This is a genomic window from Coleofasciculus sp. H7-1 (assembly GCF_057473865.1).
The window spans coordinates 48,840-65,245 of sequence record NZ_JBYCCT010000081.1 but is presented as its reverse complement, the minus strand read 5'-3'; the positions used below and the strand labels follow the sequence as shown (position 1 = coordinate 65,245).

Here is a 16,406-nt window from a genome sequence, read left to right as displayed (position 1 = left end):
CAGTCGCCCGCAATCTAGCTCTCAACCTGTATCGTGATTTAGGCTTTGACAACATGGCTCAAGCTCAGCGTCGTTGTGGGTTCAGCTTGAACCACTTGAAGTCAATCTTTAGAATGAAATAGCCCTGGGGTGAGTATGGTGTAGTAAATAAGGCTGTTTTTGCTGAAAAGTTACTATCTTCAAGAAGGAGTTAGAAAAGGTTGGGCTACTGAATTCCTTAATCAACTCCATACTTCAGTTAAATCCAAGATAAACCCAGGTAAAATATTTTCCCCTGACAAAGTTACAGGATTATTCAGCACTTCCACATCCCGACCTTGCCGATAAATCTCAACTTTCTTGTTTTTCCGGTCAATCAACCAACCTAAAGAAGCCCCGTTTTCCATGTATTCCCTCATCTTGGTTCGCAGGGGTTTCATGTTGTCACTTTCAGAACGTAGTTCCACCACGAAGTCAGGACAAAGAGGAACAAAGCTTTTTCGTTGTTCTGGGGTAAGGGTATCCCATCTGTCTTGACGTACCCAAGCTGCATCCGGAGAGCGATATGCGCCATTGGGGAGATGAAAACCAGTTGAAGAGTTGAACGCCTTACCGAGTCTAGTCTGACGGTTCCACAACCAGAGTTGTCCCTCCATATCCAGATTTCTGTTCCCTGTCTCGCCTCCTGTTGGTGGCATAACAATCAACTCTCCTGTAGCAGTGCGTTCTAATTGTAAGTCTCGGTTAGCGATCGCCAACTGAACGAACTGCTCGTGGGTGACTGTAAGTGTTAGTGTAGGTGGGATATTGACGGCAATGGCTTGGGGTAAGTTGACTTGTGTCATCGTTCAGTCCTCAAACTGACATAATTGTTGCGGTTCAACCCGCACACTACAGAAGCTTGAAATAGTCGGAAGACCTGCTACAGTAATCCTATTTGAGTTGTGAGAGAAGAATTTTTTAACGAACCGCAAAGACACTGCATAGCGCCAAGAGAAGAGAAGAGAGAAGCCTAAGTTTCACAAATGATTTAGGATTGCTATATTTTCAGAGTAACACCCAGACGGGAATCCTTAATGTTACATGGGTATTTCGCGTGTTTAATATTAAATGCAAGATGTCAGTTCACTCAAAAATTATTGGCTTCTGGGTATCGCGCTGAGCAAATGGTAACTCTTGGTTAATCGCATCAATTTCCAGTTGCTCCATTTCATTGATTTGATGGATGTGAGTCCGCAGAACTTGACCCAAACGCGGATTATAGAATCGATGCATACTGTAGTTGGAAGTTGCTGGGAAACCGCGACGTTTTTTATGACGCCCACCAGCACCGGGGTCGAAGCTTTGGATGCCATGTGCGATCGCCCACTCAATCGGCGTGTAGTAGCAGGCATTAAAATGCAGACAGTCAATGTCCTGGTAGCTTCCCCAGTAGCGCCCATACAGTTGATCGCCCTTGGTGAGGCAAAAAGACATTCCAATAGGCTGCCGGTCATCCTGCTCGTCGTAGGCTGCAACAAATAACACTCGATGACGATACTGGGGATGCAGCTGTTCAAAAAATCGCCGAGTTAAATACTTACTTCCCCACCAGCCAAACTTGTCGCACGTATCGGCGTAAAAGTCATACATTAACGAAAACAGCGGCTGAGGAATCTCATCACCCGTGAGGGTTCTGATTTGCAAACCAGCTTTCTCTACCGCTTTGCGTTCCCGTTTGATGTTGCGGCGCTGATTGGCGTTAAACGCGCCCAGGTAATCATCAAAAGTATTAAAGCCCGTGTTTTGCCAAATGAAACTATGGTGCAGCCACGGCGTAAAACCGTGCCGTTCCAGAATCGGTCGCCATTGGGGGTCTACATAGAGAAAATGACAGCCGCTAATCCGGTTCTTTTGGCAAAAATGGTCAATCGCCTCCACCATTAGCTCAGTTAGCTCATCCTCATCTTCACCGGGTGCAATTAAGAAGCGATAGCCTTCCGCTGGCGTCATCGGAGACATTCCCAGCAATTTTGGATAGTATTGCACCCCTAAGCGTTGAGCCAAATCTGCCCACTGATGGTCAAATACAAATTCACCATAACTATGCCCTTTCAGATAGAGCGGTGCAGCCGCAATGAGGTGCCTGTCTCGCCATACAGTCAGGTGAGTGGGTAGCCAACCCGCCTTAGCGCCGACGCTGTCTGAAGTTTCCATATTGTTGAGCCAATCCCATTCTAGGAAAGGCATTTTCAACGGCAGAGCCAGGGCGTCCCACTCGGCTTGGGGCACTTCAGCGATTTTACTAATCCAAGCAACAGAATAGCGGGGTTTAAGTTGTTCCACCATTTCAGGAATCGGGGGTAGAGCGATCGCTAGCGACCTTTCGGACTGGATGGGAAAGCCTCTTCTAGGGTAATGGAACTTTCCCGATCTCATCAAACAGAAGGCGATCGCTAGGGCAAAAACTTCTAAATTATTTTGAAAATTAGGGCGTTGCTAAAATCCTCTGCTGGCTAAGGTCAGGGAGTCACCTACAAAGCCTCGCCTACAAAACCGGACGTGAGACTTTCACCTCCCATTCGGCTCCTCCGTGACTTGGGTAGTTGACAGTACTACCTCCAACCAAACCATCAACGGCTGTTTTTACATCGTCAGGACTTACGCAAAGTTTATATATATAGCGTTTTTTCGGGTTCAATCCCCCTGTGGTTGCTCTCAGATGTGGTGATGTGCGGCGAGTCCTGATTAAACAGACCAGATTTATTCTCTGTTATCCTCCAAATTCTCAAGCTTTTTATGAGCATGAAGTGACGATACAACAGGAGTTTAATCCTAATACTTATTTAGATTTGGATGAGAAGGAGGAGTTTTAGGGGATTAGAGAGAGAACAAGTTCAATCGCCAAGGGCGCAATCTTACCAATTACAACAAAGACAAAATAAATAGATAGTAATCGCCCGTCTTTCAGGCTTTGTTTGTTTAGCTCCAGCATTCGATAGGGCAGACAATATTTTGTCTAGCGAGGCCAGGGAATTCTAGTATCGGCAGCGATTTGGCGAGCGATGACAGCAGCGCCATAGCGATTCAGATGGCTGGGGTCGGCAAAGTAGCCATTTTGGTTTGTCCACTGTCTGGATAAGTCGAGAAAAATGAATCCTTTAGCACTAGATTGGCGGGTCATATAAGGTCTAAATTGTTGCTCAGCTCTGAGGCGAGTTCGATCTAAGTAATCTCCACTTAAAGGCAGGTTGACAAAAAATACGGGAATCCGACGCTGCTTAACAAAGAGCATCAAATTATTTAACGCCACCTCCTGCTTACCTCCAAGTTGTAAGGCACTGTAATCACTGTCATAAGCGCCTGCAACTCGCGGCTTTTGTCGATAGTAAATGGCAGGATTAAATCGGATATTTATGGGGAGAAATCCATTGGCGTCGATTGCCGCTGCCGAGTAGTCGGGAGTCAAGTCTCCTACAGTATTTTGAGCCATTATTGTCTCCCTGGACGGCTGAGGATTCAAAAGGGTGCCATTAAATTGGCTTTCGTCCTTGGGAGTTTCGCCTAGGTTGGTATCGGCAACCCAGTCGGGGTTGGGAGGTGGGGTTGCTGTTTCTAGTGCATCCGGACGATTAGAGGGTGCAATGCCGCTGAAGAGGCGATCGCCCCTTGATAAGCGCTTGTAGCCCGGAGAAGCCAAAATCAGGTTATAAGTCCGATCCACGCGCCCGCTGTTAAAGGCTCGCACTCCATCCGCCCACACAATAAGTTTCGGCAATTGATCTTCGGTTAAGATTTTCCGGAGCAACAAATCAATCACTTGGGCAGTCGCGCCATTCACCCCGAAGTTAAAGATTTTCAATCCCCCAAAGCCTTTACCAGCTAAGGCTTGCTGCATCTGTCTGGGATCGACTCCCTGCAAAGAGCGGGAACTGCCTACAATTAAGATATCTGGTGGGCCAACGGCAGCTACGTAGGACAGATAAAGAACTAGCTGATTATCAAGCAACTGGTTGTTAAAGGTGGGATATTTTAACTGAAAGCTGGTTGCAGCAGCTCTTTTTTGGGCTACCTCCAAAAAAGCCATATACTCGATAATTTTCTTCTGAGCATAGACTCGTTGGGGACTATCGGGTGGCACGGCTTGCAGGGATGCGATCGCGCTCATCCATGTTTGGGCAACTTCATCCCAGTCCGCCGCCGATTTAGCCACTTGAGCCTGGGTAGCAGCGCTGTTAGCTTGGTTAATTGCCTCCGACAAGGAATTACTCTTGGCAGCTGCTGTTGTGGCAGCTAAGGGCTGAACAAGCAGGCTCGTATGGGTGGTTTGGGGTGCTAGCGTTGCCGAACAGCCAATCGATAGCAAGCATCCTGCCACTGAGGCAGCAAAGCGGTACAAGAAGCGATGATTCGCCGCAAAAATAATAAAGAGTCGATATATCATTGAGTTTCTCTCTTGCCTGAGATTGTGCATTCCTGACAGCAAGATAGAATAAATCCAGCAAATTGTTCTCAGTATATTAAGTTAGGTAAGGAGAACACGAATCGCATGGGCAAGGTAGTCGGCATTGACCTCGGAACAACCAACTCAGTCGTAGCTGTCATGGAAGGCGGCAAGCCCGTTGTCATTGCCAATGCGGAAGGCATGAGGACTACTCCCTCCGTGGTAGGCTTCAGCAAAGACGGGGAACGCCTAGTTGGACAAATGGCACGGCGGCAAGCCGTTCTGAACCCACAAAATACGTTTTATGCGGTAAAACGGTTCATCGGACGCAAGTATGCCGAACTCAGCCCCACCTCGAAGCAAGTTCCCTACACGATTCGCAAAGATGACGAGGGCAATATTAAAGTCAAGTGCCCCAGACTGAAGCGGGAATTTGCTCCAGAAGAAATCTCGGCAATGGTGCTGCAAAAGTTGGCAGATGAGGCGAGTCGTTATCTGGGAGTGCCGGTGACGGGGGCGGTGATTACAGTTCCAGCTTATTTCAATGATTCCCAACGGCAAGCGACGCGAGATGCTGGGCGGATTGCCGGGTTGGAGGTATTGCGGATTCTCAACGAGCCAACGGCTGCATCTTTGGCTTATGGTTTAGATCGCCAGGATACTCAGACGATTCTGGTGTTTGACTTGGGCGGCGGTACATTTGATGTTTCCATCCTGGAAGTGGGGGATGGAGTGTTTGAAGTGAAAGCCACCAGTGGCGACACGCAATTGGGCGGTAACGATTTTGACCGAAAAATTGTGGATTGGCTGGCAGAGCAGTTTCTGGAAAAAGAAGGGGTGGATCTCAGACGCGATCGCCAAGCCTTACAACGCCTCACGGAAGCCGCCGAAAAAGCCAAAATTGAGCTATCTGGCGTCACGGTGACGGATATTAACTTACCTTTTCTCAGTGCCACGGAAGAAGGCCCCGTACACTTAGAAACCAGGCTGACGAGGGCGCAATTTGAAGGATTGTGTGGGGATTTGGTGAGCCGATTGAAGGCACCCGTCAAACGCGCTTTAGTTGATTCTGGTCTCAATCCCTCCAAGATTGACGAAGTGGTGTTAGTGGGCGGTTCTACTCGCATCCCCTTGGTGAAACAGCTGGTTCGCAGCTTAATTGACAAGGAACCGAACGAGAACGTTAACCCAGATGAAGTGGTGGCAGTGGGTGCCGCAATTCAAGCGGGAATCCTCGCCGGTGAGGTCAAAGACGTGCTGTTGTTGGATGTCACGCCTTTGTCCCTAGGACTGGAAACAATTGGCGGCGTGATGAAGAAACTCATCCCCCGCAATACGACAATACCCGTGCGGCGATCGGATATCTTCTCCACCGCTGAAAATAACCAAACTTTAGTAGAAATTCACGTACTCCAAGGGGAACGGGAAATGGCGGCTGATAACAAGTCGCTAGGGCGGTTTAAGCTCACCGGCATTCCCCCAGCACCGCGAGGAGTGCCCCAAGTTCAGGTATCTTTTGATATTGATGCCAACGGCATTTTACAGGTGACAGCCTTAGACCGGACGACGGGGCGAGAGCAGAGTATCACGGTTCAAGGGGCTTCCACTTTAAGCGAGGCGGAAGTTAACCGGATGATTCAGGATGCCGAGCAATATGCCTCAACGGATCGGGAACGGCGCGAACGGGTGGAAAAGCGCAACCGCGCCGAAGCACTTGCTTTCAGTGCGGAACGGCAACTCAAAGAGGTGGCGCTGTCTTATGGAATGCAGTTTGCTGCCGGTCAGCGGCGTCGCATTGAGAACCTGGTGCAGGAAATGCGCCAGAGTATTGCCCGCGACGACGATCGGGCTGTGGATCGGGCACAAGGCGATCTTCAGGATGCTCTCTACGAGCTAAACCGAGAGGTGCGGCTGGAATCAATGGAGGACGAGGACGACTTTTTCGGATCGATCCGTCGCACGTTTTCTGGCGAAGGCGATTCCTTGTTTGGCAATTCGACACAAGATCGGTCTGAGGGTAGCCGCTATCAAGAGCGGTCTGAGGGTAGCCGCTATCAAGAGCGGTCTGAGGGTAGCCGCTATCAAGAGCGGTCTGAGGGTAGCCGTTCGCGCGATCGCTATGACGATGACCGTCGCAATAGCGGCTCTACAGGCGGTCAGCGGTATAGTCGGGATAGCGACACGGCTCCCCGCCGGACTTCGAGAACCGTTCAACCTGAGGATGATTGGGATGATGATGATGATTGGCTGTAAATTAGCTATAGCTGTTAGCAATTGAAGCGGTCTGGCACGGATAGTAGAGTATTTGTCTGCTAAAACTGTGAATATCTAGCGCTCAATCAGCTAATCGGTAACAGCTAATCGCTAAAAGCTAATCGTTAATTAACTATGCAAAATTTTCGGGACTACTACCAGATGCTGGGCGTTGCCAGAGATGCCTCCGGCGACGAAATTAAGAAAGTTTATCGGCGGCTAGCTCGGCAGTATCACCCCGATCTGAATCCTGGCGACAACACAGCAGAAGAAAAGTTCAAGGATATCGGTGAGGCTTACGAAGTTCTTTCCGATCCTGGGAAGCGATCGCAATACGATCAGTTCAGCCGTTTCTGGAACCGGAGCGGGTTTAAGGGCGCAAAAGGGACGAAGGGGAGTAAAGCCTGGGGGACTCGCTCTAACAACGGTCGCAACGACACACAGGAATTAAAATACGACGATTACCCGGACTTTAACAGCTTTGTCGATACTCTGCTAGGGCGTCGGGAAACCCGTGTAGCCACCGAGGCACCCAGTCCCAGCGCCAGGGTTGCCTCATCCGATCCCTTCCGCCCTGGCAACACAAAAACATCCTACACAGTGAGTTCGCGCCCTAGTCGCCGCGATGTCGAAGCCAGACTGACGATGCCCCTGGAAAAAGCTTATCAGGGAGGACGAGAGCGGATTCGTCTGGAAGATGGGCGATCGCTGGAAGTGGATATGCCACCCGGAATGGTCAACGAGCAACGCATCCGGCTGAAGGGTCAGGGCATTGAAGGTGGCGACTTATACCTCAAAATTACTGTATCGCCCCACCCCTTCTTTAAAGTAGAAGCTTCGGATATTTTCTGCCAATTGCCAGTCACTCCCAGCGAGGCAGTGTTGGGGGGAGCCGTGGAAGTGCCTACCTTGGATGGTTTGGTGAAAATGACGCTTCCTAGCGGTGTCGGACACGGGAAGCGCCTGCGCCTTGCTGGGAAAGGCTACCCGACAGGTAGAGGCGATCGCGGCGATCAGTTAGTCGAAATTCAGGTTGTGGTTCCCAAAACGGTGACTTCCCAAGAACGGGAACTCTACGAAAAGCTGCGGCAAATCGAAACTTTTAAGCCCCGTCTCGATTTGCCATAACGCTAAAAAATTAGCCCGCGCTAGCAGGGCTAATTTCTTGTATAGCCGCAGACTGAAGTCTGACGGATTCTGGGCTGCAATTGAAATACTGCTGTTTAAGCGCGATCGCGATAGCACAAACCCAACAACGTACCGCTAGCAATCAACTTCAACGCTTCTAATGTCCAGTAGCCCTCGTGCATTTGATTCATCCCGGCAGGAATACCAACAGCGGGTTCAAAAAGATTGAGCTGTAGCCCCATCGCGCTCATTTGTGGGGTTAAGAAATATGTATCAATAATGGCAATTGTCAGCAGGAACAGGGATAAGAAAATTACTCTCTGCCCTCCCAGCTTGGAAGTAGTATGAGTGCGGTGAAGAACCAACAGCCCCGTTAACACTAAGGCTGCACATAATAATTCAATCCGATTAAAAATCCAGAAAATTGAATAGCCAGCTGTTGCAAATCCAGGTTGAGTCATCATCCCTGTTGCAAACAAACTGGGCATAATTACCCAGTCCAAAAGCAGACTGCCGCTAAGCCAGAAAGCTAACGTCAAGGTGACGGTTGTTTGCCATGCTGGTTGCTTTAATCCAGCGCTAGAAAAAGCGGTCATATAATTGTCCTCAACTTTCTGTCTTCTTTCAGCTTATCGAATTGTTTTTAGAAATGATATGAAGTATTTTTTCAATTTTTCGCAGTTTTGATGTTATAAATTTACATTTAGTTAAATTCTCAGAATTTCAGTAAATTCCTCAGTGGCAAAGTCAGGATGCACTATCGGCTTGGTAAAGCGCGATCGCTTGCGAGCGAAAACGGGTGCGAGTCGCTGAATCATCACCGCCTCCAAAGAAGGCGATCGCGCTCCAGACCCGTTTAAGATGTGTGAAACCCTGAAACCAAGATTTCCGTCTAGACGTTTTTTAAGTTGAAATTGCGCCGCAACAGAGTTTGATGACGCTGCTCTAAAAGTTTTTTGGACTCAAGATCGCAAACAGGCTTAACATTTGCCTCGTTCTTCCGATATCGGTCAACTTGTGTTTGCAAATAAAATTAATAAAAAACATCTGTCTAAAGGATGAACTTTATTAGGTAAATATACCTTTAAGACAAGGATGGAATCAGATTTACAGAGTCTTTTGTGGATGCCCTTGCCCAACTAAGATGCTCATCTGGAGAACACTACAGGCTTTTCTTCACTGATGCGAGAAATACAATCAAACTTCGCTTTCTAAGTCTGGAAGTTGCTACTTGTTATCGTTCACCCTAAACCTCAGTCAATCGAAACACACCATAATGAAAGCTATCTTGCCTAAAAATGAAGCTGATCTAGTGTACGCAGCCACTGAGGGCAGCTCAGCAAAGCACTTGCATCGGAAATTCTTCTACAAGGTTGCAGGAGGGCTAGGAGTGGCAACCGTCCTACTGATTACCATTGGTGGGATTTCGTACCGGAGTATCGCCCAACTTGTGCAAGCAAATAACTCAGTAGACGACACCTTTACGATCATTAATCAGCTTGATGATGTGTTTTCCCGAATCAAGGACGCTGAAACTGGACAGCGTGGCTACCTGATCACCGGAGACAAGACTTATCTACAACCCTACTACAGGGCAACACTAGCGATTAATCAACAAGTTGAGTTTCTCAAGCGATTGACTGAAAATAACCTCAATCAACAGCAGAAAATCGATACCTTGGAGTCTTTGATTGCAAGTAAATTTGCTGAATTGAAGCAGTCAATCGAATTACGAGAAAACCAAGGATTTGAAGCCGCACAGCAGTTGGTGAAGACGAATGAAGGCAAGGCGGTGATGGATAATATCCGCCAGCTCGTCAATGACTTGGAAAATGATCAAAAGCAGTTGTTGAAGGAGCGGTACAAACAAGCGAAAAACCAGGCTCGTGACTCTCTGATTACATTTTTAAGCGGTGTATTCCTAAATTTTATGATTGTTTTGTGGGTTTACAGGCTTATTTATGGGGAGATGAGCGATCGCTATCGGACAGAGAATGAACTTCACAAAGAACGCGACTATACATCATTTATTATTCAGACTACACCAGCATTGGTTGTCGGGCTAAAGCTTGATGGGGCGATTACATTTGTCAATCCTGCTGTTGAGCGGGTGACTGGCTACCGCGCCGAAGAATTAATTAGACGCAACTGGTGGGAAATCTTTTATGCTGACGACGAGTACAGCGGCGTCGAGCAGTTATTATCCGCGCTGAAGCAGGGAGGCGTGAGCGACTATGAAACAGTTTTGACCATCCAGAATCGAGAAAAACGGATTATCAATTGGAATGTTCTGAAGCGGTTTGACGAGCAAGACAGATTGGTTGATGTAATTCAATTTGGCAATGATATCACCGAGCGCAAAGCCGCTGAGGAAATTCGCAAGGGCGCAGAACTGCTGCAACTGATTTTAGATAATATTCCCCAATATATCTTCTGGAAGGATAGAAACTCCGTCTACTTAGGCTGTAATAAGATTTCTTGTCAAATCACCGGAATTAGCAATCCAGAGAACATTATCGGCAAGACAGACCATGATTTGTGGTCGCAAGAAATTGCAGAAAAATACCGCAAAGACGACCGTCGCGTGATGGCAACGGATACCCCGGAACTGCATCGCATCGAACGATTGATTCAGCCAAACGATGAAGAATTATGGGTGGATATTAACAAAGTTCCCATTCATGATGCGATGGGGAAAGTCATTGGTATCCTCAGTACGATTGAAGATGTCACCGAACGCAAGCAGGCGGAGAAAGCCTTGCGGCAGAACATGGAGATGCTTGACTTAGCCAGTGACGCGATTATCATTCGGGATTTGAATGACAATATTAGCTATTGGAATCAGGGCGCTGAACGGCTATATGGTTGGACAAAAGCAGAAACACTAGGTCAGTACATCCACACCTTCTTGCAAACTGCCTTTCCCCTACCAAGAGAGGAAGTTCTAGAGATATGCCTGCGTGAAGGGAATTGGGAGGGCGAATTGATCCACACCAAGCGTGATGGCACTCAAATCACCGTAGCGAGCCGATGGACGCTGCAATTAGATGAATTTGGTCAGGTGTCCGCCAGACTAGAAATTAACAATGATATTAGCGATCGCAAGCAAGCTCTTGATGCCTTGCGCCAGTCGGAAGCGAAGGAACGAGAAAAAGCCCAACAGTTGCAGCAAACTTTGCACGAACTCAAAAAGACCCAATCCCAATTAATTCAGACTGAAAAAATGTCCAGTTTGGGTCAACTGGTCGCCGGGGTGGCGCATGAAATTAATAACCCCGTTAACTTTATCTACGGCAATCTCATCCACACCGAGCAGTATACGCAAGACCTGCTCAATCTAATGAAAGTCTACCAGCGATACTATCCCAATCCTGCGCCAGAGATTCAAGAGGAAGTTGAGGCTTTAGACATTGAGTTTGTCCTCGAAGACCTTCCTAGAATGGTCGCTTCGATGAAGCTAGGCGCTGACCGCATCCGCCAGATTGTCCTCTCTCTGCGAACCTTCTCCCGCCTGGATGAAGCAGAAATGAAGCCGGTTGATATCCACGAGGGTATTGATAGCACGCTGTTAATCTTGCAGAATCGGCTGAAAGCTAAACCAGATTCTCCAGGGATTACAGTAATTAGGAAATATGGCACGCTCCCAGAAGTAGAGTGTTATGCCGGACAACTCAATCAGGTGTTTATGAATATCTTGAGCAATGCCATAGATGCTCTGGAAGGGGTAATCTCTAAAAGTCAAAAGCTAATGGGTTCTGGGGGAAAAAGTTCTGATAGCCAATTCCCCATTCCCAATTCCCCATTACCGACAATCCAGATTTGCACTGAAGTTTTGAACGCGAACAAAATTGTTGTGCGAATTGCAGATAACGGTCCTGGCATCGGTGAGAACATCAAGGCACGACTTTTTGACCCGTTTTTCACCACCAAGCCAATCGGTCAGGGCACCGGGCTAGGATTGGCAATCAGCTATCAGATTGTCACAGAAAAACATGGAGGGTCGATAGGTTGCGTGTCGGCACCGGGAGAGGGAACCGAGTTCGTTGTGGAGATTCCGGTGAAACAAAGTCTAAAGCAAGGCAATTGACCAAAACAGGGCTGAGGACTCAGGACTGAGTAACTAGGGCGGAACACTGGCTGCTGTTGGGTTTCCTGCACCTCAACCATTCCCTACACGGAAAGATTTGTCAGTCAGCTAGCCCCGATTACAAACGACGGAAGGGATTTTCAAGGCAATCCTGGTTAGTGCTGTAATCCTTGGAAAGCAGGGCTTTGAAGTTATTTTCCCATTAATTCTCCGCTTTAGGAGCGGCTGTGGGTGGATAGATGAGCGATCGCTTAAAACTGGTTTTTGGGTTTGAGAAAGAAAAGCTTAAAAACCCGTAAAAACACAGTGTTTATTTTCTACAATCCTCTTAAGAATGAGGATTGAGTGAAAGCATGAATCTAAATCAGCGAACTAAAAATTTAAATCCTGATCTTTCATAGTACCACTTAATTTAGGATGCGAAAAGATTATATTTCAAAAAGTTTTGTTTTCATGATTTTGGAAAGTGGCATTATTCTCTAGACGCAGCAAAAATTTAAAAGGTAAACATAACCTTAAACAAAATGCAACAACATCTATCTTGGACACGGAATCGTTCCTACAGACGAGCAGTGACTTGCTTCATCCTAGCCTTGACAGTTACGTACAGTTGTGTAGCCTGTACTCAGCCAAGCGAAAACACCAGAGCCACCTCACCAAGCACCGATCCTCAGCCAGCGAGTGATAGTAGCAATACAGGGGACGAACTAACAACCCTAAATATGGCGGTGATTCCGTGGCAAGTTTCAGCAGAACAGGAAAAGCAACTTCAGCCACTAGCTGACTATCTAAGCAAGACATTAGGAAAACCTGTTAAATTCCAGATTACAAAAGACTACGACACATCTATAGATTTACTGGTGACAGGGAAGGTGGAAATGGCTTTTCTGGGACCCCTGTCGTATGTGAAGGCACATCTTCGAGATCCTCAAGTTCAGCCAATTGTTGCGCCGATTGAAAGAACAACTGGACGACCTTGGTACACAAGCGCGATCGTTGTTAATAATGCCAGTGGTATCAAAACTCTTAAAGATTTAAAAGGTAAGCGATTTGCCTTTGTGAGTAAATCCTCGACTTCGGGTTATTTAGTGCCTTTAGCTCACTTTCAAGACATTGGTATTAACCCCGAACGCGACTTTGCTACAGTCAAGTATGCGGGTAGCCACGACAAGGCAAAAGCAGCTTTATTAGCTGGAAACGTGGATGCGATCGCAGATGATAAACGGTCGTATCTCCAGCAACAAAAAGAGGGAAATATCGATCCTTCAAAATACAAAATTATCTGGGAATCTGACCCAATTCCTCTTTCGCCCATTGTCGTCTCTAGTAAGCTTCCATCCCACCTGATAATCGACCTCAAGAAGGCATTTGTCAATTCTCCAGAAGGACTGCTAGACCCTAGCGGTTCTCAGTCGGCTGGATATACTCTGGTAGAAGATCGAGACTATACACCGATTAGAAAGCTCCAAGAGCGTCTTAAGTTGAAATAAAGCCGAATGTAATGAAAATATTAACTAAGTTTATTGGTTCTTCTATTGCCGTAGTAGGACTAATTTTATCTCTCACAGTTGGGAGCGAATACTGGCTCAACCAAGTGGAAAAATCTACCGAAACCAGCCGAGAAAGAGCCGCTCAAGCTGACCGTATAGTCTTGAATCTAAAAGTTTCTTTAAGAGATCAGATCGCCGCACTGAGGAACTATCTCATCCTCAACCGCGACCCCTCAGACATGGCAAAATATCACAAGGCGATGTCTGATTTTATCATTAACTTGGATGACTTAGAAAGTCTGATGTCGGAAAATTCAGAACTGACAGTTGTTCGCCGTCGCCACAGTTTTCTTGTCCGCTTAGCCACAGAGCTGCGCGATACACCTTCTACCCTTAAAGAGACTCAGCAGGATTTCAGAACGATCAATTCTTTTAAAGAAGATATTGATTTCTCTTTAGATTCTCTGGTTAGTAGCGTTCAGCAGCAGTATACCCTAGCAAGCCAAGAATCAAATAAATTCAAACAGACTACCCACATCATTGGATATGCCACTACAGGTCTGATTCTTCTAATTTTTAGCGTTCAAATGAACTTAATATTAATCCCAGTCATTTTATCTATAAAAAAACTCCAATTGGGAGCCACAAAAATTGGTACAGGCAATTTAGATTATCGCCTAAATATTCAGACAGGAGATGAAATCGAAAAACTTTCTTGCGAGTTTAACCAAATGGCAGAGAAACTTGCAGAATCTTACCATTTTTTAGAGCAAAAAGTAATTGATCGGACTGCTGAACTGATTGCGTTAAACCAAAACTTAGAAATTGAAATTTCCGAACGCAAGCAGGCAGAAACCGAACTTCAGCAAGCTTTGCAAAACTTGCAACAAACCCAAGCCCAGCTTATTCAAACCGAAAAGATGTCTAGCCTTGGTCAAATGGTTGCTGGTGTGGCTCATGAAATTAATAACCCAGTTAACTTTATCCACGGCAACCTTGTTTATGTGAGCGAATACACGCAAAATTTGCTGAGACTGGTGCAGCTTTACCAAAAACACTATCCTAACCCAATTACCGAGATCAAAGAACAGACCGAAACTGTTGAGATTGATTTTATTATTGCAGATTTAGATAAAATCCTATCTTCGATGAAAATTGGCACTGAGCGTATCCGTCAAATTGTCCTTTCTTTGCGGAATTTCTCTCGCCTCGACGAGGCAGACATGAAGGCAGTTGATATTCACGAGGGGATAGATAGCACTCTTTTAATCTTGCAAAATCGATTGAAAGCTAAGCCGGAGCATCCCGCCATTGAGGTGGTTAAAGAATACGGGAATTTGCCTTTAGTTGAGTGTTATGCGGGTCAGATGAATCAGGTATTTATGAATATTATCAGCAATGCTATTGATGCTCTGGAAGCAGTTCATGGTTCATGTTTCATCGTTCATGGCAATGAACAATCAACCATGAACCACGAACAATCCCCTAGGATTAGGATTAGCACTCAAGTTTTGCACCCCGACCGTGTCGCTGTGCGAATTTCTGATAATGGACTAGGCATGACCCAAGAGGTAAGAAAACGGCTATTCGATCCATTTTTTACTACCAAGCCAGTTGGTCAAGGAACGGGACTGGGACTATCAATTAGCTATCAAATTGTAGTAGAGAAGCATTCAGGAATGCTTCGGTGCATTTCCGAAACGGGACAGGGAGCAGAGTTTTGGATTGAAATCCCGATGCGTCAAAGCCAGAGAGGCTCTACTGCAACTGAGCGAGAGAGGTCAAATCGGTCAAAACCTATGGCAATTTCTTAAGGGTTGTCCTCTTATAGTTTAAGGGATGCGTTAGCGAAGCTTAACGAAGTTATTGCTAAAAATTGGACAAATCCTTCGTTCGAGAATTGACAAAAGACTCCAATAATGCAGCCATTAGTACAGCGATCGCAGCGTTAGGAAAGGTACTCAATTTGAGACTGGTTGCGGAAGGCGTGGAAACAGAAGCGCAAAAAGATTTATTGCAAAATCTCCAATGCGAACAGATGCAAGATTACTTTTGCTGGCGACCCCAAGCGGCTGAGGATATTACCAAAATACTCGAAAAATCTTTCTCAAAGATAGCCAAGCATTCTAGTTGTGTATCCGTTTCTAAATGTTCCTGTAGCTTGAGACTTTCAGAGAAGGAGCCGATTCGATGATAGCTTTGGATGAGTAGGAGAGCGATCGCCTTTTTGTCACCAAATCATTCCAAGTCAGGTAGTTCTCCAAACCGTTCCCGATAACGAGCTAGTTTTGCCTCTAACTCTACTGCCTGCCGCTGAGCTTCATCTGCTCGTTGTCGTTCCTGTTGTGCCAATTCTTCAGGTGTTGGCAACAAGTCACCTTCTAGGGTTTCCCAGCGTAACCAACGGGCAGTTATTCCCTGGTAAATTCCCTCCCGGCGTACCAATGCTAATCCTAGCTGCTGGCTAATAAGTCGATTTTGGGCATCGGGTTGAATTTCTACATAGATACCATCTTGCAAGGCAAAACCCGCCCACTCACCGCTAAAAGGGTCGAACCAGAAATAATTCGGGACTCGCAAGCGATTTTGATAAACTTGCTTCTTCTCATTTTTATCCTGCTGGGCGGTGCTGTCTGATAATAATTCAATTACCAAATCTGGCCCTTTGCCTTCTTCCCAAATCACCCAACTCTTGCGTTCTCGCCTCGGTACATCTAGCACCACAAATACATCTGGCCCATTAAAGTCTTTGTTGCGTACTTGTTCCAGGCTGTAGTACACAAACATATTGCCACCAACGAAAACATCCTGGCGCTCTGCCCACAACAGCAATAAAGTGTTGATCAGCAGCTGCATTTGCAAAACATGGCGCTGGCTTTCCATCGTCTCACCATCATCGTAGGGCAGTTCATCTTGTGTGGGAGGAATTGTTATCCCGTCGGCTAATTCTGCTAAGGTCATCGGTTCTGACATTGCCAATCCCCGCGCTTGTATTATTTCAAGTTTAATTACTCAAAGACGATTCCCCAACCCCCCGCTCAATTGG

The 16,406-nt window shown here is 46.6% G+C and carries 12 protein-coding genes; 7 read left to right on the top strand and 5 right to left on the bottom strand.

Annotation, left to right across the window (positions count from 1 at the left end; translation table 11 throughout):
• Positions 1-221: 221 nt before the first annotated feature.
• Positions 222-824 carry a Uma2 family endonuclease gene (locus AC2VDX_RS23495; protein ID WP_378171847.1) on the bottom strand — a complete coding sequence of 201 codons (603 nt, stop codon included), beginning with the start codon at positions 822-824 and terminating at the stop codon, positions 222-224.
• Positions 825-1,104: 280 nt separating this feature from the next.
• Entirely contained in the window at positions 1,105-2,307 is a 1,203-nt protein-coding gene (locus AC2VDX_RS23490) for a GNAT family N-acetyltransferase (RefSeq protein ID WP_378171942.1), read from the bottom strand.
• A gap of 359 nt (positions 2,308-2,666) precedes the next feature.
• Here AC2VDX_RS23490 and AC2VDX_RS23485 point away from each other — a divergent pair, with 359 nt between their 5' ends.
• The gene (locus tag AC2VDX_RS23485) at positions 2,667-2,834 is read left to right on the top strand and encodes a hypothetical protein (protein ID WP_486928246.1); all 168 of its coding nucleotides are present in this window, start codon (positions 2,667-2,669) and stop codon (positions 2,832-2,834) included.
• A 143-nt stretch (positions 2,835-2,977) separates the two neighbouring features.
• Here the strand turns inward: AC2VDX_RS23485 and AC2VDX_RS23480 are convergent, their stop codons facing one another.
• Positions 2,978-4,402, bottom strand: coding sequence for a hypothetical protein (locus AC2VDX_RS23480; RefSeq protein ID WP_378171849.1), 1,425 nt, complete (start codon positions 4,400-4,402; stop codon positions 2,978-2,980).
• A 105-nt stretch (positions 4,403-4,507) separates the two neighbouring features.
• Between AC2VDX_RS23480 and dnaK the strand changes: the two genes are divergently transcribed.
• Positions 4,508-6,655 carry a molecular chaperone DnaK gene (gene dnaK / locus AC2VDX_RS23475; protein WP_378171851.1) on the top strand — a complete coding sequence of 716 codons (2,148 nt, stop codon included), beginning with the start codon at positions 4,508-4,510 and terminating at the stop codon, positions 6,653-6,655.
• Between the two features lie 135 nt (positions 6,656-6,790).
• Complete coding sequence (locus AC2VDX_RS23470) at positions 6,791-7,783, top strand: DnaJ C-terminal domain-containing protein (protein WP_378171853.1); 993 nt, start codon at positions 6,791-6,793, stop codon at positions 7,781-7,783.
• A 95-nt stretch (positions 7,784-7,878) separates the two neighbouring features.
• On the opposite strand, the gene AC2VDX_RS23465 is transcribed toward AC2VDX_RS23470, so the two are convergent.
• Positions 7,879-8,379 (bottom strand): DUF4149 domain-containing protein, encoded by a 501-nt coding sequence (locus tag AC2VDX_RS23465; RefSeq protein WP_378171855.1) that lies wholly within the window; start codon positions 8,377-8,379, stop codon positions 7,879-7,881.
• Positions 8,380-9,173: 794 nt separating this feature from the next.
• On the opposite strand from AC2VDX_RS23465, the gene AC2VDX_RS23460 reads away from it, so the two are divergent.
• The 4 genes from AC2VDX_RS23460 (at position 9,174) to AC2VDX_RS23445 (ending at position 15,554) form a co-directional block, all read left to right on the top strand.
• Positions 9,174-11,870, top strand: coding sequence for a PAS domain S-box protein (locus tag AC2VDX_RS23460; RefSeq protein ID WP_378171856.1), 2,697 nt, complete (start codon positions 9,174-9,176; stop codon positions 11,868-11,870).
• Positions 11,871-12,463: 593 nt separating this feature from the next.
• Positions 12,464-13,360: a phosphate/phosphite/phosphonate ABC transporter substrate-binding protein gene (locus tag AC2VDX_RS23455; RefSeq protein WP_378171858.1), complete on the top strand. Its 897-nt coding sequence runs from the start codon at positions 12,464-12,466 to the stop codon at positions 13,358-13,360.
• A gap of 11 nt (positions 13,361-13,371) precedes the next feature.
• Positions 13,372-15,174 carry an ATP-binding protein gene (locus AC2VDX_RS23450; protein WP_378171859.1) on the top strand — a complete coding sequence of 601 codons (1,803 nt, stop codon included), beginning with the start codon at positions 13,372-13,374 and terminating at the stop codon, positions 15,172-15,174.
• Between the two features lie 62 nt (positions 15,175-15,236).
• Positions 15,237-15,554: an EAL domain-containing protein gene (locus AC2VDX_RS23445; protein ID WP_378171861.1), complete on the top strand. Its 318-nt coding sequence runs from the start codon at positions 15,237-15,239 to the stop codon at positions 15,552-15,554.
• Positions 15,555-15,598: 44 nt separating this feature from the next.
• Here the strand turns inward: AC2VDX_RS23445 and AC2VDX_RS23440 are convergent, their stop codons facing one another.
• A complete protein-coding gene (locus AC2VDX_RS23440) occupies positions 15,599-16,333 on the bottom strand; it encodes a Uma2 family endonuclease (protein WP_378171863.1) in 735 nt (244 codons plus the stop codon).
• Positions 16,334-16,406 lie beyond the last annotated feature (73 nt).